The organism is Geodermatophilus sp. SYSU D00742 (assembly GCF_054049935.1).
On the sequence record NZ_JBJGYJ010000017.1, the window covers coordinates 37,550 to 58,399 of the forward strand.

A 20,850-nucleotide genomic window follows, 5' to 3' on the forward strand; every position below is an offset into this window, starting at 1 on the left:
GACCCCGCCCACCCGGCACGCGGGAGGGGTACCGGTGCCCTACGTTCGGCCGGTGAGCGACGAGCGCTGGTTCGAGGACTACGTGCCCGGGACGACCGCCGAGTTCGGTCGGCTGCAGGTGGAGGAGGACGACATCGTCGACTTCGGCCGGCGTTTCGACCCGCAGCCGTTCCACGTCGACGCCGAGGCCGCCGCGGCCGGGCCGTTCGGCGGGCTGATCGCCAGCGGGTGGCACAGCTGCGCGCTCATGATGCGGCTGTTCGCCGACGAGTACCTCTCCCCCGTCTCCAGCCTCGGCTCCCCCGGCGTCGACGAGCTGCGCTGGACCGCGCCGGTCCGGCCCGGCGACGAGCTGACCCTGCGGGTCACCGTGGAGGAGGCCCGGCTGTCGCGCTCCAAGCCCGACCGCGGCCTGGTGCGCACCCGCATCGAGCTGCGCAACCAGGACGGCGTCGTCGCCCTGAGCATGGTCGCGATGAACCTGATCCGCGCCCGCCCGGCCGCCTGAGCCCGACCTCAGCGGGGGCGCTGCCCGATCGCCTCGAGCAGCCGGCGGCGCGCGGGCCCCAGCGAGGGGCCGTACCAGGTGAGGTCCCGGCCGGACACCAGCGCGGTACGGGTGCCGGGGAACGCCTCGGGGCCGTCGTCGGCGCTGAACACGTAGGGCTCGTCGGGGAGCACGACGACGTCCGGGCCGGCCGCGGCGATCTGCTCCACCGTCACCCTCGGGTAGCGGTCGTCAGACTCGGCGAACACGTTGACCAGGCCGAGCCGGGTGAGGACGTCACCGGTGAAGGTGCGCGCGCCGACGACCATCCACGGGTCCCGCCAGACGGGGACGGCGACGCGCACCCCGCGCTCCGGCGCCGGCCGGGCCCACACGTCGGCCGCCTCGGTCAGCCAGCCCGGCTCGCCGACGTCGAGCACCTCGGCGAACAGGCGCCGCATCGAGGCCAGCGCCTGGTCGACCGACTCGATGACGGTGACCCACACCGGGACGCCCGACGCGCGCAGCCGGTCGACGTCCAGCCGTCGGTTCTCCTCGCGGTTGGCGACCACGAGGTCGGGCGCCAGCGCCTCGATCGCGGCCCGGTCGGGGTTCTTGGTGCCCCGCACCCGTGCCACGTCGAGGCCGGCGGGGTGCGTGCACCAGTCGGTGGCGCCGACGAGCCGCTCCGGGACGGTGGCCGCCAGCGCCTCGGTGAGCGAGGGCACCAGCGAGACCACCCGCCGCGGCGGCGCCGGCAGCTCGACGTCCGTCCCGAGGTCATCGGTGGTGACGTGCGGGAACGGCCCTGCTGCAGGGTCCCGCCGCGAGCGGAGCGAGCGGCGGGGGGCGGCGGGGTCCTCCATCACACGTTGCGCCGGTACTGGCCGCCCACCTCGAAGAACGCCTCGGAGATCTGCCCGAGCGAGCAGACCCGGACGGCGGACATCAGCTCGGCGAAGACGTTGCCGCCCTCGGTCGCGGCCTGCTGCAGCCGGGCGAGCGCCGCCGGGGCCTCGTCGGCGTGGCGGGCGTGGAAGTCCGCCAGCCGCTGCAGCTGGGACTGCTTCTCCGCCTCGGTGGCGCGGGCCAGCTCCAGCGGCTTGGGCGGGGTCTGGTCGCGGTGCGGGTCGAGGAAGGTGTTGACGCCGACGATCGGCAGGGTGCCGTCGTGCTTGCGGTGCTCGTAGAGCATCGACTCGTCCTGGATCCTGCCGCGCTGGTAGCCGGTCTCCATGGCGCCCAGCACGCCGCCGCGCTCGGCGATGCGGTCGAACTCGGCGAGCACCGCCTCCTCGACCAGGTCGGTGAGCTCCTCGATGACGGAAGAGCCCTGCAGCGGGTTCTCGTTGCCGGCCAGCCCCCACTCCTTGTCGATGATCATCTGGATCGCCAGCGCGCGGCGCACCGAGTGCTCGGAGGGCGTGGTCACGGCCTCGTCGTAGGCGTTGGTGTGCAGGCTGTTGGCGTTGTCGTAGATCGCACAGAGCGCCTGCAGCGTGGTGCGGATGTCGTTGAAGTCCATCTCCTGCGCGTGCAGGGACCGGCCCGAGGTCTGCACGTGGTACTTGAGCTTCTGCGACCGCTCCTCCGCGCCGTACCTCTCCTTCATGGCGACCGCCCAGATGCGGCGGGCCACCCGGCCGATCACCGAGTACTCGGCGTCCATGCCGTTGGAGAAGAAGAAGCTCAGGTTGGGCGCGAAGTCGTCGATCGACATGCCGCGCGCCAGGTAGGACTCCACGTAGGTGAAGCCGTTGGCGAGCGTGAAGGCCAGCTGGCTGATCGGGTTCGCCCCGGCCTCGGCGATGTGGTAGCCGGAGATCGACACCGAGTAGAAGTTGCGCACCCGGTGGTCGATGAACCACTGCTGGATGTCGGCCATGCAGCGCAGCGCGAACTCGGTGGAGAAGATGCAGGTGTTCTGGCCCTGGTCCTCCTTGAGGATGTCGGCCTGCACCGTGCCGCGGACGTTGGCCAGCACCCAGGCGCGGATCTCCTCGGCCTCGGCGGCGTCGGGCTCGCGGCCCTCCTCGGCGCGGAAGGCGTCCAGCCGCTGGTCGATGGCGGTGTTGAGGAACATCGCCAGGATCGCCGGCGCCGGGCCGTTGATGGTCATCGACACCGAGGTGGTCGGGCTGCACAGGTCGAAGCCGGAGTAGAGGACCTGCATGTCGTCGAGCGTGGCGATCGAGACCCCGGAGGTGCCGACCTTGCCGTAGACGTCCGGGCGCGGGTCGGGGTCGCGCCCGTAGAGGGTGACCGAGTCGAACGCCGTCGACAGCCGGGTGGCCTCGCTGCCGGCGCTCAGCAGCTTGAAGCGGCGGTTGGTGCGGAACGCGTCACCCTCGCCGGCGAACATCCGGGCCGGCGCCTCGCCGGCCCGCTTGAACGGGAACACCCCGGCGGTGAACGGGTAGAAGCCGGGCAGGTTCTCCCGCCGCAGGAAGCGCAGCAGGTCGGCCTCGTCGGTCGTCCGGGGCAGGGACACCCGGCGCACCTTCGTGCCCGACAGCGTCTCCCGCGTCAGCGGGGTGCGGATCTCCTTCCCGCGGACGGTGTAGACGTACTCGTCGCCGGAGTAGTCCTCGACCCGGGCCGGCCACTCCTCCAGCAGGGTGCGCACCTCGGGCAGCAGCTCCCGGTCGGCGGCCGCCACGGCGGCCCGGGCGGCCTCGGCGGCGTCCCCGTCCAGCACGTCGGCGGCGGTGGTGAGGTGCTGCCGCCGCCGCACGATCCCGGCCTGCACCTCGGTGACGGCGTGGTGGCCGCGCACCGCCTCGGCGATCTCGGCCAGGTAGCGCGACCGGGACGACGGCACCACCGACGAGAGCCCGGACGACGCCTTGACGTCGACCCGCGGGAGGACGCCGGACCCCACCGGCAGCCCCTCGTCCGCCAGCAGGCCGAGCAGGTGCTGGTAGAGCGCGGTCACCCCGTCGTCGTTGAACCGGGCGGCGCTGGTGCCGAAGACCGGCATCTCCTCCCAGGCCTGCCCGAACGCCTCGCGGTTGCGCAGCATCTGGCGGGCGACGTCGCGGCGGGCGTCCTCGGCGCCGCGGCGCTCGTACTTGTTGACCGCCACGACGTCGGCGAAGTCGAGCATGTCGATCTTCTCCAGCTGCGAGGCGGCGCCGAACTCCGGCGTCATCACGTACAGCGACACGTCGGAGAACGGCACGATGCCGGCGTCGCCCTGGCCGATGCCCGGCGTCTCCACGACCACCAGGTCGAACCCGGCGGCCTTCACCGCGCACAGCACGTCGTCGAGGTGCTCCGGGGTCTCCGCGCCCGCGGACCGGGTGGCCAGCGACCGGAAGAAGGTGTGCGACCCCTCCCCGGTCTCCAGGGCGTTCATCCGGATCCGGTCGCCGAGCAGCGCACCGCCGCCGCGGCGCCGCGTGGGGTCGATCGCCAGGACGGCGACCCGCAGCTTGTCCTCCTGGTCGGTCCGCAGCCGGCGCAGCAGCTCGTCGGTCAGCGAGGACTTCCCCGACCCCCCGGTGCCGGTGATCCCCAGGACCGGCACCGTGCGCGCCGCGGCCGCCTCCCGCAGCCGGGCGGCCAGCTCCGGGCCGCGGCCGGCCTCCAGCACGGTGATCGCCCGCGCCAGCGCCGCCGGGTCGCCGGTCAGGAGCGCGTCGACGTCGGGCCCGGAGCCGGTCAGGTCGACGTCACAGGCGCGGATCAACTCGTTGACCATCCCCGGCAGGCCCAGGCGCTGGCCGTCCTCCGGCGAGAAGATCGTCACCCCGCGCTCGCGCAGCAGGGCGATCTCCTCGGGCACGATCACGCCCCCGCCGCCGCCGAAGACCTGCACGTGCCCCGCACCCGCCTGGGCCAGCCGCTCCACCAGGTAGCTGAAGTACTCGACGTGCCCGCCCTGGTACGAGGAGATCGCCACGCCCTGGACGTCCTCCTCCAGGGCGGCCCGCACCACCGCATCGACGCTGCGGTCGTGCCCGAGGTGCACCACCTCCGCCCCCTGGGCCTGCAGCAACCGTCGCATCACGTTGATCGCCGCGTCGTGCCCGTCGAACAGGCTCGCCGCGGTCACGAACCGCACCGGGTGGACGGGGACGTGCAGATCGGGCGCCGAGGCGGACATGCCACTCCCTGGTCTCCGGTCGCGAGCACCGCCGCGCCGAATTAGTTGGACGTCCTAGTATCTCTCCGCCGACCGGTGCTGTCCACGCTCCCCGCGGGCCGGGTCAGACGGGCGGTCCCGGCGGTGCGTCGTCGTCCGCCGCGTCGCCCAGGGGGCGCTGGCACCAGACCACGTCGTGCCAGCGGCCGTGCTTCCAGCCGACCCGGCGGTAGGTGCCGACCGGCTCGAACCCCAGCGCCCGGTGCAGACCGGTGCTGGCGTCGTTGGGCAGCACGATGCCGGCGAGGGCCATCCGGTAGCCCCGGGCGGCCAGCCGGTCGAACAGCGCGGTGTACAGCGCCCGGCCGGCCCCGGGGCGGCGGCGTCCCCGCTCGGTGTAGACGCTGACCGACACCGACCAGCGGTAGGCGGCCCGGGCCATGAACGGCCCGCCGTAGGCGTAGCCGGCCACCCGCTCGTCGTCCTCGAGCACCACCCAGGCGTGCGTGGCCAGGGCCGCCGTGATCCGCGCGGCCATCTCCGCGGCCGTCGGCGGCTCGGTCTCGAAGGAGATGACCGTGTCGCGGACGTAGGGGGTGTAGAGCTCCGCGCAGCCGGCGGCGTCCTCCGGGGTCGCGTCCCTGACCCGCCACCCCGTGCCCACCCGGCCATCCAACCGGGGTCCCGGCCGGTCGGCGCAGCCGCCCCGGCCCACCGCCGTAGCGTTAGCGGCATGAGTCACGCACACCCCGAACTCCGCACGCCACCGCCGCTCCCGGCCGGCGGCCTGCGGGTGGTCGCCCTCGGCGGCCTCGGGGAGATCGGCCGGAACATGACGGTCTTCGAGTTCGCCGGGAAGCTGCTGGTCGTCGACTGCGGGGTCCTGTTCCCCGAGGAGCACCAGCCCGGGGTCGACGTCATCCTCCCGGACTTCACCTCCATCCGGGACCGGCTCGACGACGTCGTGGCGATCGTGCTCACCCACGGACACGAGGACCACATCGGCGGCGTCCCCTACCTGCTGCGCGAGCGGCAGGACATCCCGCTGGTCGGCTCCAAGCTGACGCTGGCGTTCGTCGACGCCAAGCTCAGGGAGCACCGCATCCGGCCGGTGACCCGCCAGGTGCGCGAGGGCGACGAGCTGTCCTTCGGCCCCTTCGACTGCGAGTTCGTGGCGGTCAACCACTCCATCCCCGACGCACTGGCCGTCGCGATCCGCACCCCGGCCGGGATGGTGCTGCACACCGGCGACTTCAAGATGGACCAGTTCCCGCTGGACCGGCGGATCACCGACCTGCGCGCCTTCGCCCGGCTCGGCGAGGAGGGCGTCGACCTCTTCCTCACCGACTCCACCAACGCCGAGGTGCCGGGGTTCACCACCTCCGAGGGCGAGCTCGTGCCGGCGATCGAGACGGTGTTCCGCACCGCCCCGAAGCGGGTCATCGTGTCCAGCTTCGCCAGCCACGTGCACCGCATCCAGCAGATCCTCGACGTCGCCGCCGCGCACGGGCGCAAGGTCGCGTTCGTCGGCCGCTCGATGGTCCGCAACATGGGCATCGCCCGCGACCTGGGCTACCTCACCGTGCCGCCCGGCCTGCTGGTGGACATGAAGGAGCTGGAGAAGCTCCCCGCGGACCGGGTGTGCCTGATCTGCACCGGCTCCCAGGGCGAGCCCATGGCCGCGCTCTCCCGCATGGCCAACCGCGACCACGTCATCCGGATCACCGACGGCGACACCGTGCTGCTGGCCAGCTCGCTCATCCCCGGCAACGAGAACGCCGTCTACCGGGTGATCAACGAGCTGACCCGGTGGGGCGCGAACGTCGTCCACAAGGGCAACGCCAAGGTGCACGTCTCCGGGCACGCCAGCGCCGGCGAGCTCGCCTACTGCTACAACGTCGTCCGCCCGCGCAACGTCATGCCGGTGCACGGCGAGTGGCGGCACCTCAGGGCCAACGCCGACATCGCGATCCGCACCGGCGTGCACCCGCGCGGGGTCGTCATCGCCGAGGACGGCGTCGTCGTCGACCTCCTCGACGGCAGGGTGCGGATCACCGGCAAGGTCCCCGCGGGCAACGTCTACGTCGACGGGACGACCGTCGGCGAGGCGACCGAGGCGCACCTGCGCGACCGCCGCACACTGGCCCAGGAGGGCGTCATCACCGTGGTGGCGATCGTCGACGCCGACACCGGGGCCCTGGCCGAGGAGCCGGACTTCCTCGCCCGCGGCTTCGTGCACGACGAGGCGACGTTCGAGACGGCGATCCCGGTGATCGAGAAGGCGCTGGCGAGGGCGGCCGAGGAGGGCGTGGGCGGGTCGCTGCAGCTGGAGCAGCTCATCGCCCGGGCCGTCGGGTCGTGGGCGAACAAGACCTACCGCCGCAGCCCGATGGTCATCCCGATCGTCGTCGACGCCTGAGCCCCGGACCGCCGGCGGACACGCCCGCGCCGGCCTGGCGGTCGCGGGTCGTCGTCCTCGGCCTGCTGCTGGCCGGCGCCGTCGTCCTGGCGCTGACAGTGGACCGGCCCGGCGTCCCGGCGCTGCGCGCCTGGCTGCACGACACCGGGCCGGGCGGGTGGTGCGCGCTCGTCCTGGGGGTGGCGCTGGCGCTGTGCACCCCGGTCCCGCGGACGGCGCTGTCGGTGCTGCTCGGTGCCGCGGCCGGGTTCCCCGCCGGGCTCGCCGTCGCGGTGGCCGCCGGGCTGCTCGGGGGGCTGGCCGGCTTCGCGCTCAGCCGGCGACTGGGCCGTGACGCCGTCGCCCGCCTGACCGGGCGGTGGCTGTCCCGCGCGGACCGGCTGCTGCGCGACCGAGGGTTCCTCGCCGTGCTGACCGCGCGGATCAGCCCCGTGCCGTTCTGGGTGGTGAGCTACGCGGCGGGGCTGTCCAGCGTGCGCTGGCTGCCACACGCCCTGGGGACCGCCGTCGGCGTGGTGCCCGGTTCGGTGCTGCACGTCGGCATCGGCGCCTCCGTGCTGGGCTGGCTGTAGCAGATCGACGGAGCCGCTCGCCTCCTCGCCGGGACCGCCCACCTCCGAGGTCACGGATCGGTCACGATCCGCCCGCGAAGGTGTGATCCGGCCCCACCTGACGAGAAGGTGAACAACAGGTGAACGAGAGGTGGCTGCGATGCGAACCGAGAACTGTCCCCAGTGTCGGTGGGTGTCCGTGGTCGACGCCTCGGGGCGTCGGCACATGGAGATGCGCTGGGTCGCCGCGGCCGTGGGGATCCGGCAGGTGCAGCGCGCCGCCTGACCCCAGGACCAGACAACAGCCCGTCCGGACGTCGTCCGGGCGGGCTGTTGTCGTCACCCTCCCCCGTGCCATGCTCGGGCTCCCGTGACGTGCGTCACGTCCTGACACCGTCACGACGACCGTGGAGCCCGACCGAGGAGTGTCATGCCGCAGCAGGCCGTCCGCACCGGTGTCCGTCTGAACTACGAGTCCACCGGGGACGGCGACCCACTCCTGCTGGTGATGGGGACCTCCGGGTCCATCGGGCTGTGGGGCCAGGTGGTCCCCCGCCTGGCCGAGCGGTTCCGGGTCATCGCCTTCGACAACCGCGGCCTCGGCGGCAGCGAGCGCGGCGAGGGCGCGATCACCGCGGCGTCCATGGCCGACGACGCCGCCGCCCTCCTGGAGGCGCTGGAGGTGCCCAGGGCCCACGTGATGGGGTGGTCGCTCGGCTCCGCCGTGGCCCAGGAGATGGCGCTGGCGGTCCCGCAGCAGGTGGCCTCCGCGGTGCTCTACGCCACCTGGGGTCGCTGCGACGGCTTCCAGCGGTCGGTCTTCACCGCGCTGCGCCACCCGTACGCGACCCGGGACATGGAGGCCGCGCTGGGGGCCGCGGGGCTGGCCTTCTCCCCGCAGATCCTGGACCGGCCGGACTTCCTGCAACTGCTCGAGCCGATGCTGCCCGCCTTCCCGCAGGACGAGGCGCAGATGGCGGTGACCACCGAGCAGTGGGACGCCGACCTCGCCCACGACACGCTGGACCGGCTGGGCGACATCACCGCCCCGACGCTGGTGGTCGTCGGCGAGCAGGACCTGCTGACCCCGCCGTGGCAGTCCAAGGCGGTGGCCGACCGGATCCCCGGGGCCCGCTACGAGCTGGTCACCGGCCCGGGCTCCAGCCACGGCATGCACATCGAGCGCCCCGACGACCTGCTGCGCATCGTCACCGACTTCCTGAGCGAACACCCGATCCAGCGCTGAGCACGCACCGACGACGAGGGGGATCCATGGACACCGAGGTGTACGAGGTCGCCATCCTGGGAGCCGGCCTGGCCGGGCTCGGGATGGGCATGAAGCTGAAGATGGCCGGCGAGGAGTCCTTCGTCATCCTGGAGAAGGAGGACCGCGTCGGCGGCACGTGGCGGGACAACAGCTACCCCGGGGCCAGCTGCGACGTCCAGTCGCACCTGTACTGGTTCTCCTTCGACGAGCAGCCGGACTGGAGCCGCGTCTTCGCGATGCAGCCGGAGATCCAGGCCAACATCGAGCGGCTGGTGGCGCGGCGGGGCCTCAACCACCACATCCGGCTGGGCGCCGAGATCACCGAGGCCGTGTGGAGCGAGGAGACCGGGCAGTGGGTGATCACCACCCTCACCGGTGAGCAGATCCGGGCGCGGGCGTTCGTGGCGGCGTGGGGCCAGCTGAACCGGCCGAGCTTCAAGGGCATCGAGGGCCGCGAGCACTTCGAGGGTGAGTCCTGGCACTCGGCGCGGTGGCGGCACGACGTCGACCTGCGGGGCAAGCGGGTCGCGAGCATCGGCAACGGCGCCAGCGCCGTCCAGTTCATCCCCGAGGTCGCCGAGGTGGCCGGGCACCTGACGGTGTTCCAGCGGACGCCGAACTACTGCGTCCCGCGGCTGGACCGGCCCTACACCGAGGAGGAGCGGCGGATGTTCCTCGAGGAGCCGTCGAAGCTGCGGGAGAGCCGCGACGGGTACTACTGGGAGCACGAGAGCTGGATCGGGGCGATGAAGCTCGAGGACAACCCGGTGGCCCAGGAGTTCACCCGGATCGCCCGGGAGCACCTGGAGTCCCAGGTCCCCGACCCCGAGCTGCGCGAGAAGCTGTGGCCGAAGTACCCCATCGGCTGCAAGCGGCTGCTGATCGCCGACACCTTCTACCCGGCGCTCATGCGCGACAACGTCGACCTGGTGACCGAACGGATCGAGCGGATCGAGGCGGCGGGGGTGCGGACCGCCGACGGCCGGCTGCACGAGATGGACGTGATCGTCTACGCCACCGGCTTCGAGACGCTGTCCTTCGTCGGCCACGTCGACGTCGTCGGCCGCTCCCCCAAGAGCTGGCCGCAGCGCCGCGGCGACGGCGTCTCCCTCCGCGACGCCTGGCGGGAGGGTCCCGAGGCCTACCTCGGGATGACGGTGTCGGGGTTCCCGAACATGTTCATCCTCTACGGGCCCAACACCAACCTGGGCCACAACTCGATCATCGCGATGCTCGAGTGCCAGTTCGACTACGTCCTGCGGGCGGTGCAGACCAGCAAGGAGAAGCGCGCCGCCCTGGACCTGCGGCCGGAGGTCCTCGAGCACTACAACGCGCAGCTGCAGGACGAGCTGCGCGGCACGTCCTTCGCCGGGCCGTGCAACAGCTGGTACAAGACGCCCGACGGCCGCATCACGAACAACTGGTCCGGCAGCGTCGAGGACTACCGCAAGCGCACCGCCGAGCTCGACGTCGCCGACTACGAACTGGTCCCCGCCGGGGTCTGAGGCCCCGGGCGGGGACGCGCCACCGGCTCCCGCTCAGGCAGCGGCCGGCGTCAGGGCGCGCACCAGCCCCGCCGGGTCGTCGGTGCAGACCATGTCGACGCCCTGCGCCGCCAGCTCGGCCGCCTCGTCGGGGTCGTCCAGCACGCCGACCCCGACGAGCAGGCCGAGCGCGCGGACGCGAGCCACCACCGCGCGGTCGGCCCGCACGTGGGCGGGTGCGAGGTGGACGTCGGTCAGCCCGCGCTCACGGGCCCGGCGGGCGGCCCGGTCGGGGTCGAGCCCGGGCGCGACGATGAGGGCGCCGGAGACGGTGCCGCACCCGGACAGCGACGCGGCGGTGGTCAGGTCGAACGACGTGGTCGTGACGCGGTCGGCTCGGGGCAGCCGCCGCCGGCGGTCGATCAGGTGGGCGGCCAGCAGGTTCGCCGTCCGCCACGCCTCCGGACCACCGGCCTCGGGCTTCACCTCGGTGAGGACGTGCGCCCCGTACACCGCGGCGAGGTCCAGCACCGCGCCCAGGGTCGGGACGACGGTGCCGCCGGGCAGCTCGACGTCGAGCAGCTCGGCCGACGACGTCTGCGCGACCACGGGCCCGGAGTCGGGGCCCGCGCCGAGCACCCGCCCGAGGTCGCGGTCGTGGGAGAGGACGAGCACGCCGTCCGCGGTGCTCCGGACGTCGACCTCGACCCCGTCGGCGCCGGCCTCCAGGGCGGCCCGGACGGCGGTGAGGGTGTTCTCGGGGTGGAGGGAGCAGGTGGGCGTGCCGCGATGGCCGATGACGCGCATGCCCGCACGCTGTCGACGCCGGACGGCGGGCCCGTGACGGCGACACGAGCCGCCGGTGTCCGCCCCGTGAAGCTCAGCCCCGAGCCGGTGGACGTGTCGACACCTCGCCCGGCCGCGAGGTCGACCCGCCGACGAGGGGACGGGCCCGCGGCGCGTCCGGCCGGCCGCCCCCCAGGGACAGCCGGCCGGACGGGGTCCGCCGCGATCAGTGCGCGGCGGTCACCGGCTCGGAGCTGCCGACCGGCCGGGCGAGCCGGACGCCGGCCGCAGCCGCGACCGCCACCACGCCGAGGGCCATGAGCGCCGAGTCCAGGCCGCTGATCGCGTCACTCAGACCGAGCACCAGCAGCGGGCAGACGAACTGGCCGATGAACATGGCCGAGGTCCAGACGCCGGTGCCGCGGCCGCGCTGCTCGAAGCCCAGCGAGCCGAGCGCCCAGCTGAGCAGCCCGGGCAGGAGCAGCCCGTTGCCGAAACCGGTGACCACGGCGAACACCACCACCACCGGCACCGAGCCGGCGAGGCCCAGCCCGACCAGCCCCACCCCCGACAGGGCGAAGGCCGCCGGCACGGTGACCGCGGGACCGAGGCGGGCGACCCGGGCGAACAGGAAGCCCCCGGCCGCCGTGCCCAGGGAACCGATCGCGCTGACCGCGCCGATGGTCCCGGTCGACTCGACCCCGATGCCGTCGAGGACGAACGACAGCTCGACGATCAGCACGTAGAACACGAGGCCACCGAGCAGGCTGACGCCCACCGGCGCGGCCAGCTGCCGCCACGGGAGCGGGGGCAGCGCGGTGGTGCGCGCGGCGGCCTGCGGAGCGGGCTGCCACACGTACCTCACGGCGAGGACGGCCAGCGGCAGGCTCACGGCGTACAGCCAGAACGGCGTCCGCCAGTGCTGCGCCCCCAGCGCACCGCCGAGGCCGAAGAAGACGGTCGCGGCCACCGTCGTGAAGACGACCTGCAGCCCGAAGTACCGCTCCCGCTGCGAGCCGTGGAAGTAGTCCGCGAGCAGCGTGGTGCAGCAGGTCATGATCGCCGCCTCGGTCAGCCCGACCAGGACGCGACTGGCGACGATCAACTGCAGGCTGTCCAGCCAGAGCGGCGCGGTGCCGGCGAACGCGTAGACCACCAGCGCACCGACGAGCAGCCGCTTGCGGCCCACCCGGTCGACGATCCGGCCGGCCACCATCGCGGTCAGCCCGATCACCAGCGCCGGCGCGGTGAGCACGATCGGCGTCAGCGTCTCCACGCCGGGTGTGCCGGCGAAGGCGTCCTGGATGCGGGGCAGGACCGGCGCGAGCAGCACCGCCCCCAGCACCGCCAGGCAGCTGGAGAGCAGGAGGACCAGGGCCTGCGGCCGGCCAGCCGGGCGACCGGTGGCGGGGTCGACGGCGATCTCACCGGCCAGTGGGTCCGCGGCGACCTGGGCAGGGGTCGTGACCTGTTCCGACACGGGCACTCCTCGATCGGGCGCCGGTCCCGTGACCGGCGTCACTGGGCGAGGAGTGTGCGGACCACGGTGCGCATCAGGGAACGACCGATCGCTGATGCCGGGCATCAGCGTCACTGATGACGGTGCGGTCAGCCCACGGGGTCGGTGGCCTGCCGCGCCGCGCGCGCCACCAGGCCGCGGAAGAACTGGTGCTCCGGGTCCCGGTCGTACACCGGGTGCCACCACATCGCCTCCAGCAGGGGCCCGACGTCGAACGGAGGCGGCAGCGCCCGGACGCCGGCGTCCAGCGGCAGCAGCTCGACCAGCCGCGCCTGCAGCAGCGCGATCCGGCCGCTGCCGGCCACCAGGGCCGGCACGGTCAGGAAACCCTCGGTCACCACCTGGACCCGCGGCTCGATGCCGAGCATCCGCATCTGCCGCGCGGCCGGGGTGGACGCCGTCGGACCGTGGTACGTGGCCACCCACGGCATGGTCTGCAGCTGCTCGACGGTGAGCGACTCCCCCACGTCGGCGTTGTCCGCGGAGACGACCAGCACCCACCGGTCGCGGTGCAGGTCGGCATACGGGAGGTCCGCGAGGAAGCCGCGCGGCAGCACCATCAGGTCGGTGTTGAGCAGCGTCTGCTGGGCTTGGTCCACCGCGTCCGGGGTGTTGTGCGCCAGCCGCAACCGCGCCCCTGGCGCCTCCTCCTCCAGCAGCTGGGCCAGCGTGTCGCCGAGGACGGCGCAGCCGTAGTCGCTGATCAGCACGGAGAACTCGCGGGTCGACTCGGCCGGGTCGAAGTCCGGCTGGGCGCTGAACACCCGCTCCACGCCGTCGAGGGCCAGCCGCACCCGCGGCTTGAGCTGCGCGGCCAGCGGCGTCAGCCGGTAGGTGTTGCCGACCCTCGACAGGAGCTCGTCGCCGAAGTGCCGGCGCAGCCGCGCCAGGGACGCCGAGAGCGCCGGCTGGCTGAGGCCGAGCTGCTGGGCCGCGCGCGTGACGCTGCGCTGGTCGAGCAGCGCGTCCAGCGACACCAGCAGGTTGAGGTCGAGGTTGGCCAGGTTCACGGCTCGGCAGCGTATAGACCGCGTTGATGACCGGCATCACCCATTCGGTCTTCCCTGATACCCCGGCCGCCCCGGACCGTGGACGGCGTGACCGCCGCCACCCCGGACCTCGACCGCACCGACCCCGAGGGCGCCATCGCCGCCGCCGCGAAGCGCTGCTCCAACTGGGGCCGCTGGGGCGCCGACGACGTCCTCGGCACGCTGAACTTCCTCGACGAGGCCAAGCGGGTCGAGGGCGCCCGGCTGGTCCGCCGCGGGGCGAGCTTCTCACTGGCGCAGTCCTTCGACACGGACGGCCCGCAGAAGGGCTGGCGGCGGCGCACCAACCCCGTGCACACCATGCTCGACACCGGCCTGGACGCCGAGCGCGGCACCCAGGGCTTCCCGCACGGCATCGGCGGCGCCGACGACGTCGTCTTCATGCCGCTGCAGGCCTCCACCCAGTGGGACGGCCTCGGCCACATCTTCGACCACGGCATGGCCTACAACGGCCGCCGCGCGGGCGACGTCGTCACCAGCGCCGGCGACAAGGTCACCGGCATCGAGACCGTCGCCGCGCTGATCGCCGGCCGCGGCGTGCTGCTCGACGTCGGCCGGGCGCTGGGCACCGACGGCGAGCTGCCCGACGGCTTCGCGATCACCGCGGAGCACCTCGACGCCACGATCGCCGCCCAGGGCGGGAGCGCCCGGGTGGGCCGCGGCGACCTGCTGCTCGTGCGCACCGGCCGGCTCGCGCGGGCCCGCCGCGAGGGGTGGGGCGACTACGCCGGGGGCGCCTCCCCGGGGCTGAGCTTCACCACCGCCGACTGGCTGCACGGCACCGAGATCGCCGGGATCGCCACCGACACCTGGGGCTTCGAGGTGCGCCCCAACGAGTTCGACGTCGCCTTCCAGCCGCTGCACCAGGTCGCGATCCCGAACATGGGCCTGTTCATCGGCGAGATGTGGGACCTCGACGCGCTCGCGGCCGACTGCGCCGCCGACGGCCGGTGGGACTTCTTCCTCACCGCCGCTCCCCTGCCCGTGACCGGCGCCGTCGGCGCCCCGGTCAACCCGATCGCCGTCAAGTGAGGAGCACCCCCGTGTCCGCCGTGAACTCGGTCCTCGTCGTCGGCGCCGGCCTGGCCGGCACCGCGACCGCCGTCCGCCTCGCCGAGGCCGGCGTCGCCGTGGACCTCGTGGAGATCAAGCCCGAGACCAGCGCGCTGGGCTCCGGCATCACGCTGCAGGGCAACGCGCTGCGCGAGCTGCGCACCCTCGGCGTCTGGGAGCAGGTGCAGGCCAGTGGCTACGCCTTCGACGTCACCGGCATCCGGGCCCCCGACCCGGCCGGCACGGTGGTCGCCGAGATCCCCGACGCCAGGACCGGCGGCCCGGACCTGCCCGCCGCCATGGGCATGCCCCGACCCGAACTCGCGCGCATCCTCGTCGGCCGCGCGGTCGAGGTCGGCGTCAAGGTCCGGTTCGGCACGACGCACACCGAGCTGCACCAGGACGCCGACGGCGTCGACGTCGCCTTCGCCGACGGGTCCACCGGCCGCTACGACCTCGTCGTCGGCGCGGACGGTGTGCGCTCCTGGACCCGCCGCGCCCTGGGCATCGACCTGGAGACCCGGTCGGTCGGCATGGGCATCTGGCGTGCCTTCGGCCCCCGGCCGGCGAGCGTGACCCGCACCGACCTCTACTACGGCGGGCCGTCGTTCATCGCCGGCTACTGCCCCACCGGCGAGGACTCGCTCTACGCCTACATCGTCGAGCCCGCCCAGGACCGCTCCACGCTGACCCCGGACGAGCAGCTGGCCACGATGCGGGAGCTGTCGCGGGCATACCACGGCCCCTGGGACGAGATCCGCGCGACGCTCACCGACCCGGCCCGGGTCAACTACACCTGGTTCGAGACCCACCTCCTCCCCGCTCCGTGGAACCGCGGCCGGGTCGTGCTCATCGGCGACGCCGCGCACACCTGCCCGCCCACCATCGCCCAGGGCGGCGCGCAGGCCCTCGAGGACGCCTACGCCCTCACCGACCTGCTGCTCACCCGGACCACGGTCGACGACGGCCTGTGGGACGCCTTCACCGCCCGCCGGTTCGACCGCGCGACGACCGTGGTCGACGCCTCCAACCAGGTCGCCCAGTGGCAGCTCGACCACGTCCGGGGCGACGTCCCCGCGGTGATGCGCCGCATCGCCCAGCTGACCAGCCAGCCCGCCTGAGGAAGGACCCTCCTGCCCCCCGGCGCTCGCACGCCCGCGCCGGGCCCCTGCAGGAGGGCCGTCCTGATCGGAAGGAAGCGACACCCACCATGACCGACCGCCTGATCACCCACCTGCGGCACGTCGACCTCGCCGTGCCCGACCTCGCCGTGCAGCGCGGCTTCTTCACGACCACCTGGGGCCTCACGGAGGAGCACACCGACTCCGGGCTCACCTTCCTCGCCGCCGAGGGCTCCCCCGAGCAGTACGTCGTCCGGCTGCGGGAGTCCGCCGACAAGCGGATCGACCTGATCTCCTTCGGGGCGCGGGACGCCGCCGACGTCGACACCCTGGCCGGCCGCCTGGCGTCCGACGGCGTCCGGCTGGTCACCGAGCCCGGCACGCTGCAGACCCCCGGCGGCGGTTACGGCTTCCGGTTCTTCGACAACGAGGGCCGCACCATCGAGGTCAGCTCGGACGTCGCCGTGCGGCAGCACCGGCAGATCGAGGAGGGCGAGTCCGTCCCGGTCCGCCTGTCCCACGTCGTGGTCAACTCCGCCGACCCCGAGGCCACCGTCGCCTTCTACGACCGGCACCTGGGCTTCTCGCTGTCGGACACGCTCATGCACCCGCGGATGGGTTCGATGATGTGGTTCCTGCGCACCAACGCCTGGCACCACTCGATGGCGATCGCCCGCGGCCCGCACCCGTCGCTGCACCACGCGAGCTTCGAGCTGCGCGGCCTCGACGAGTACATGCGCGGCACCGGCCGGCTGCTGCGCGCCGGGGTCGAGAAGATCTGGGGCCCGGGCCGCCACCTGGCCGGCAACAACACCTTCTCCTACTTCCTCGACCCGCACGGCAACACCGTCGAGTACACGACCGAGCTGGAGGTCCTCGACGAGGACACCTGGCACCCGCACGTCTACGACTTCACCCGGCCCGAGGTCTCCGACCAGTGGGGCACCGCCAACGCCATGAACGAGTTCGTCGCCGCGCGCTCGTTCAACGACCCGGACAAGGGCCTGTTCGTGGCCCCGCCGGTCTGATGCGGTTCGCCACCTGGGAGGCCGACGGCGAGGTCCGCGCCGGCGTGGTGAGCGACGCCGGACTGCACGAGCTCCCCGCCCGGACGACGGTGCTGGACCTCGTCCGGGCGGGGCTCCCGGCCGCGCTCGACGCCGGCGCCGCGGCGCTGCAGCGGCCGGCGGTGCCCGTGGACGGCGTCCGGCTGCTGCCGCCGCTGGCCGCGCCGACGGTGCGCGACTTCGTCGCGTTCGAGGAGCACGTGGAGGGCATGGTCGCCCCGAGCGGCGAGCCGGTCGCGCCGGAGTGGTACCAGGCGCCGACCTTCTACTTCACCAACCCGTACGCGCTGGTCGGGGCGTTCGACGACGTCGCCGTCCCGCCCGGCTCGCGGCGCTTCGACTTCGAGCTCGAGGTGGCGGTCGTCGTCGGCCGGGACGGCGCGTCGCTGACCCCGGAGCAGGCCCGCGAGCACGTCTTCGGGTACACGGTCCTCAACGACTGGTCCGCCCGCGACCTGCAGTTCCGCGAGATGGCGGTCAAGCTGGGCCCGGCCAAGGGCAAGGACTCCGCGACCACTCTGGGCCCGTGGCTGGTCACCGCCGACGAGCTGGAGCCCCACCGGGACGACGAGGGCTTCCTCGCCCTGGACATGCGGGTCAGCGTCAACGGCACCCGGATCGGCCAGGACCTGCTCTCCAACATGGGCTGGCCGTTCGAGGAGCTCATCGCCTACGCCTCCCGCGGCACGGAGGTGCGCGCCGGCGACGTCCTCGGCTCGGGCACCTGCGGCAACGGCGGCTGCCTCGGCGAGCTGTGGGGCCGGCGCGGCGAGCAGACCCCGCCCCCGCTGCAGCCGGGTGACGTGGTGGAGATGACCGTCGAGGGCATCGGCACCATCCGCAACCGCGTCGTCGAGGGCCTCGAGCTGCCGCCGGTCCGCCCCGCCCGGCCGCGGCCGCGCACCCGCACGCGCACCACCTGAGAGAAGAGGACCCACCCGTGTTCGAGTACTTCCCCACCGGTCCCTACACCTGGAACCTCAGCGTCGTCGCGACGCTGAACTCCGGCGGGCTGATCGACGAGGTCGACCGCGCCTGCCGGCCGATCAAGGACGCCGCGAACGCCGGCGAGGACGCCGGCACCCCGGACTTCCTGCGCGCGTGGACGGCGCTCACCGACCAGCTCGTCGGCCAGGCCGAGGAGGCCGAGAAGGCCGGGCACCCCCGCACCGCCGGCCGGCTGTACGCCCGCGCCAGCAACTACCTGGCCCAGGCCGAGCGGATGCTCGCCCACTCCGACCCGAACCGCATCCCGACCTACCGGCGGCTGCTGGAGCTGGCGCAGAAGGCGTTCGAGCTGCACAGCCCCCGCGTCTCGCGGGTCGCGATCCCCTACGAGGGCACCACGCTGCCGGCCTACCTCAGCGTCGCGCCGGCCGCCGACGACGGGCCCGTGCCGGTGGTCGTGCTGGTCAACGGCCTGGACTCGACCAAGGAGCACATGTACTCCTCCGGCCACTGGGAGGAGCTGGCCGCCCGCGGCATCTCCTGCCTGATGCTCGACCAGCCCGGCACCGGCGAGGCGCTGCGCCTGCAGGCGCTGACCGCCCGCATCGACACCGAGGCCTGGGCGGGTGCGGCCGTCGACTGGCTGGAGCAGCGGCCCGACGTCGACGCGAGCCGGATCGGCATCGTCGGCTGGTCGCTGGGCGGCTACTACGCCCCCCGCGCGGCCGCCTTCGAGAAGCGGTTCGCCCTCTGCGTGGCCTGGGGCGCCAACCACGACTGGGGCACGGTCCAGCGCCGCCGCAAGGAGCGCGAGGGCGAGCGCCCCGTCCCCCACTACTGGGAGCACGTGCTCTGGGTCTGGGGCAAGGACGGCGACGAGCACCACCTCGACGCCTTCCTCGACTTCGCCGACGGCGTGCACCTCGACGGCGTCGTCGAGAACATCACCGTGCCGTTCCTCATCGCCCACGGCGCCAGCGACCGGCAGATCCCGCTGGAGATGGCGCACCGCTCCTACGACCAGGCGGTCAACTCGCCCAAGCGCGAGCTGCGGGTGTTCACCCCCGAGGAGGGCGCCACCGAGCACATCGGCCTGGACCACCTGCCGTACGTGAGCACCTTCATCGCCGACTGGGTCGCCGACACCTTCGCCGAGCTCGGGCGGGGGTGACCCGGCGCTCGCGCCCGGGCCCGGGGCACCGGCCCGGGCGCGGGCTGCCCCGACCCGGGTGGCGACGGACACGGCGCCCGGCACGGTACGTGCCGTAACGTCGGGAGGACGGGGAGTCCCGGGACTGCGCGCGGTCTCCGCAGCCCAGCGGTCCGGGACCGGCACCCCGTCCCACCCGCGTACCCAGGAGTCCCCGTGAGCTCGTCCCCCATGGCCGTCGTCGGCGCACGTCCGGCGGACGACCCGGTCGTCGGGGAGTCCGCCCGGCGGCGGACGTTCGCGGTGATCAGCCACCCGGACGCCGGGAAGTCGACGCTCACCGAGGCCCTGGCCCTGCACGCCCGGGTGATCGGCTCGGCCGGCGCGGTGCACGGCAAGGCGGGCCGGCGCGGCACCGTGTCGGACTGGATGGACATGGAGCGGGACCGCGGGATCTCGATCACCTCCGCGGCCCTCCAGTTCGCCTACCGCGACTGCGTGGTGAACCTGCTGGACACCCCCGGGCACGCGGACTTCTCCGAGGACACCTACCGGGTGCTGACCGCAGTCGACGCCGCGGTGATGCTCGTCGACGCCGCCAAGGGCCTCGAGGCGCAGACGATGAAGCTGTTCGCCGTCTGCAAGCACCGCGGCATCCCCGTGGTCACCGTGGTCAACAAGTGGGACCGGCCGGGCATGGACGCCCTGGCGCTGATGGACGAGATCACCGAGCGCACCGGCCTCACGCCGACGCCGCTGACCTGGCCGGTGGGCACCGCCGGTGACTTCCGCGGCGTCCTCGACCGACGCGACGGCACCTACCGGCACTTCACCCGCACGGCCGGCGGCGCCACGGTCGCCCCCGAGGAGGTCCTCCCCGCCGCCGCGGCCGCCGCACGCGAGGGCGACGCCTGGCAGCAGGCGGTCGAGGAGTCCGACCTGCTCGCCGAGACCGGCGCCGAGCACGACCAGGAGCTGTTCCTGGCCGGGGCCACCACACCGGTGCTCTTCGCCTCCGCCGTCTCCAACTTCGGCGTCGGCCAGCTGCTCGACGTCCTCGTCGACCTCGCCCCGGCGCCCACCGCGCGCCCCGACGCCGCCGGCGAGCCGTACCCGCTGGACGCCCCGTTCAGCGCGTTCGTCTTCAAGGTGCAGGCCGGGATGGACACCGGGCACCGCGACCGGCTGGCCTACATCCGGGTCTGCTCGGGCGTCTTCGAGCGCGGCATGGTCGTCACCAACGCGCGCACCGGCCGGCCCTTCGCCACCAAGTACGCCCAGCAGGTCTTCGGCCGCGACCGGGAGACCATCGAGACCGCCTACCCCGGCGACGTCGTCGGCCTGGTCAACGCCGCGGCGCTGGGCGTCGGGGACACCCTCCACGCCGGGCGGCCGGTCACCTACCCCCCGGTGACGACCTTCGCGCCCGAGCACTTCGCGGTCGCCCGGGTCGCCGACACCAGCCGGTACAAGCAGTTCCGCAAGGGCATCGAGACGCTGGCCGGCGAGGGCGTCGTCCAGGTGCTGGTCTCCGAGCGACGCGGGGACGGCGCGCCCGTCTTCGCCGTCGTCGGACCCATGCAGTTCGAGGTGGCCGCCCACCGGATGGAGCACGAGTTCGGCGCCCGGATCTCCCTGGAGCCGCTGCCCTACAACCTCGCCCGGGTCACCGACGCGGAGTCCGCCGCCGAGCTCTCCTCCGCCCGCAACGCCGAGGTGCTGGCGCGCCCCGACGGGCAGCTGCTGGCGCTGTTCACCGACAAGTGGTCGCTGCGGGTGCTCGAGCAGAACAAGCCGCACCTCACCCTGGTCCCCATGGTGGCCGCCGAGCTCGGCTGAGGGGGCCGACCGGAGGCGAGCCC

Annotated in this window: 17 protein-coding genes; 11 read left to right on the plus strand and 6 right to left on the minus strand. The window is 73.6% G+C overall.

What is annotated here, in order from left to right:
* The first annotated feature begins 52 nt into the window (after positions 1 to 52).
* The gene (locus ACI78V_RS13430) at positions 53 to 508 is read left to right on the plus strand and encodes a MaoC family dehydratase (protein WP_456851478.1); all 456 of its coding nucleotides are present in this window, start codon (positions 53 to 55) and stop codon (positions 506 to 508) included.
* 8 nt (positions 509 to 516) lie between these two features.
* On the opposite strand, the gene ACI78V_RS13435 is transcribed toward ACI78V_RS13430, so the two are convergent.
* The 3 genes from ACI78V_RS13435 to ACI78V_RS13445 all read right to left on the minus strand — a co-directional run bounded on the left by ACI78V_RS13435 (position 517) and on the right by ACI78V_RS13445 (position 5,238).
* A complete protein-coding gene (locus ACI78V_RS13435; RefSeq protein WP_456851479.1) occupies positions 517 to 1,353 on the minus strand; it encodes a helical backbone metal receptor in 837 nt (278 codons plus the stop codon).
* Positions 1,353 to 4,595 carry a fused isobutyryl-CoA mutase/GTPase IcmF gene (gene icmF, locus ACI78V_RS13440; RefSeq protein WP_456851481.1) on the minus strand — a complete coding sequence of 1,081 codons (3,243 nt, stop codon included), beginning with the start codon at positions 4,593 to 4,595 and terminating at the stop codon, positions 1,353 to 1,355. The genes ACI78V_RS13435 and icmF overlap by 1 nt, the downstream gene beginning before the upstream one ends.
* 103 nt (positions 4,596 to 4,698) lie before the next feature.
* Positions 4,699 to 5,238, minus strand: a complete 540-nt coding sequence (locus ACI78V_RS13445; protein ID WP_456851483.1) for an N-acetyltransferase family protein — start codon at positions 5,236 to 5,238, stop codon at positions 4,699 to 4,701.
* Positions 5,239 to 5,307: 69 nt separating this feature from the next.
* Between ACI78V_RS13445 and ACI78V_RS13450 the strand changes: the two genes are divergently transcribed.
* The 4 genes from ACI78V_RS13450 (at position 5,308) to ACI78V_RS13465 (ending at position 10,316) form a co-directional block, all read left to right on the plus strand.
* Positions 5,308 to 6,993: a ribonuclease J gene (locus ACI78V_RS13450; protein WP_456851485.1), complete on the plus strand. Its 1,686-nt coding sequence runs from the start codon at positions 5,308 to 5,310 to the stop codon at positions 6,991 to 6,993.
* A complete protein-coding gene (locus tag ACI78V_RS13455; protein WP_456851487.1) occupies positions 6,933 to 7,565 on the plus strand; it encodes a TVP38/TMEM64 family protein in 633 nt (210 codons plus the stop codon). Before ACI78V_RS13450 ends, ACI78V_RS13455 begins: the two co-directional genes overlap by 61 nt.
* 409 nt (positions 7,566 to 7,974) lie before the next feature.
* A complete protein-coding gene (locus ACI78V_RS13460) occupies positions 7,975 to 8,790 on the plus strand; it encodes an alpha/beta fold hydrolase (RefSeq protein WP_456851489.1) in 816 nt (271 codons plus the stop codon).
* A gap of 26 nt (positions 8,791 to 8,816) precedes the next feature.
* Complete coding sequence (locus tag ACI78V_RS13465) at positions 8,817 to 10,316, plus strand: flavin-containing monooxygenase (protein ID WP_456851491.1); 1,500 nt, start codon at positions 8,817 to 8,819, stop codon at positions 10,314 to 10,316.
* Positions 10,317 to 10,349: 33 nt separating this feature from the next.
* On the opposite strand, the gene ACI78V_RS13470 is transcribed toward ACI78V_RS13465, so the two are convergent.
* From ACI78V_RS13470 to ACI78V_RS13480, 3 genes are all read right to left on the minus strand, one after another.
* The gene (locus tag ACI78V_RS13470; RefSeq protein WP_456851493.1) at positions 10,350 to 11,102 is read right to left on the minus strand and encodes a glycerophosphodiester phosphodiesterase; all 753 of its coding nucleotides are present in this window, start codon (positions 11,100 to 11,102) and stop codon (positions 10,350 to 10,352) included.
* 205 nt (positions 11,103 to 11,307) lie between these two features.
* Positions 11,308 to 12,561, minus strand: coding sequence for an MFS transporter (locus ACI78V_RS13475; RefSeq protein ID WP_456851494.1), 1,254 nt, complete (start codon positions 12,559 to 12,561; stop codon positions 11,308 to 11,310).
* A gap of 128 nt (positions 12,562 to 12,689) precedes the next feature.
* Complete coding sequence (locus ACI78V_RS13480) at positions 12,690 to 13,610, minus strand: LysR family transcriptional regulator (protein WP_456851496.1); 921 nt, start codon at positions 13,608 to 13,610, stop codon at positions 12,690 to 12,692.
* Positions 13,611 to 13,697: 87 nt separating this feature from the next.
* Here ACI78V_RS13480 and ACI78V_RS13485 point away from each other — a divergent pair, with 87 nt between their 5' ends.
* The 6 genes from ACI78V_RS13485 to ACI78V_RS13510 all read left to right on the plus strand — a co-directional run bounded on the left by ACI78V_RS13485 (position 13,698) and on the right by ACI78V_RS13510 (position 20,827).
* The gene (locus ACI78V_RS13485) at positions 13,698 to 14,681 is read left to right on the plus strand and encodes a cyclase family protein (RefSeq protein ID WP_456851498.1); all 984 of its coding nucleotides are present in this window, start codon (positions 13,698 to 13,700) and stop codon (positions 14,679 to 14,681) included.
* A gap of 11 nt (positions 14,682 to 14,692) precedes the next feature.
* Positions 14,693 to 15,823 carry an FAD-dependent oxidoreductase gene (locus ACI78V_RS13490; protein WP_456851500.1) on the plus strand — a complete coding sequence of 377 codons (1,131 nt, stop codon included), beginning with the start codon at positions 14,693 to 14,695 and terminating at the stop codon, positions 15,821 to 15,823.
* A gap of 89 nt (positions 15,824 to 15,912) precedes the next feature.
* Positions 15,913 to 16,851: a VOC family protein gene (locus ACI78V_RS13495; protein WP_456851502.1), complete on the plus strand. Its 939-nt coding sequence runs from the start codon at positions 15,913 to 15,915 to the stop codon at positions 16,849 to 16,851.
* Complete coding sequence (locus tag ACI78V_RS13500) at positions 16,851 to 17,813, plus strand: fumarylacetoacetate hydrolase family protein (RefSeq protein ID WP_456851504.1); 963 nt, start codon at positions 16,851 to 16,853, stop codon at positions 17,811 to 17,813. The genes ACI78V_RS13495 and ACI78V_RS13500 overlap by 1 nt, the downstream gene beginning before the upstream one ends.
* A gap of 17 nt (positions 17,814 to 17,830) precedes the next feature.
* Positions 17,831 to 19,009: an alpha/beta hydrolase family protein gene (locus ACI78V_RS13505; RefSeq protein WP_456851506.1), complete on the plus strand. Its 1,179-nt coding sequence runs from the start codon at positions 17,831 to 17,833 to the stop codon at positions 19,007 to 19,009.
* Between the two features lie 195 nt (positions 19,010 to 19,204).
* Positions 19,205 to 20,827, plus strand: coding sequence for a peptide chain release factor 3 (locus ACI78V_RS13510; RefSeq protein ID WP_456851508.1), 1,623 nt, complete (start codon positions 19,205 to 19,207; stop codon positions 20,825 to 20,827).
* Positions 20,828 to 20,850: the final 23 nt, after the last annotated feature.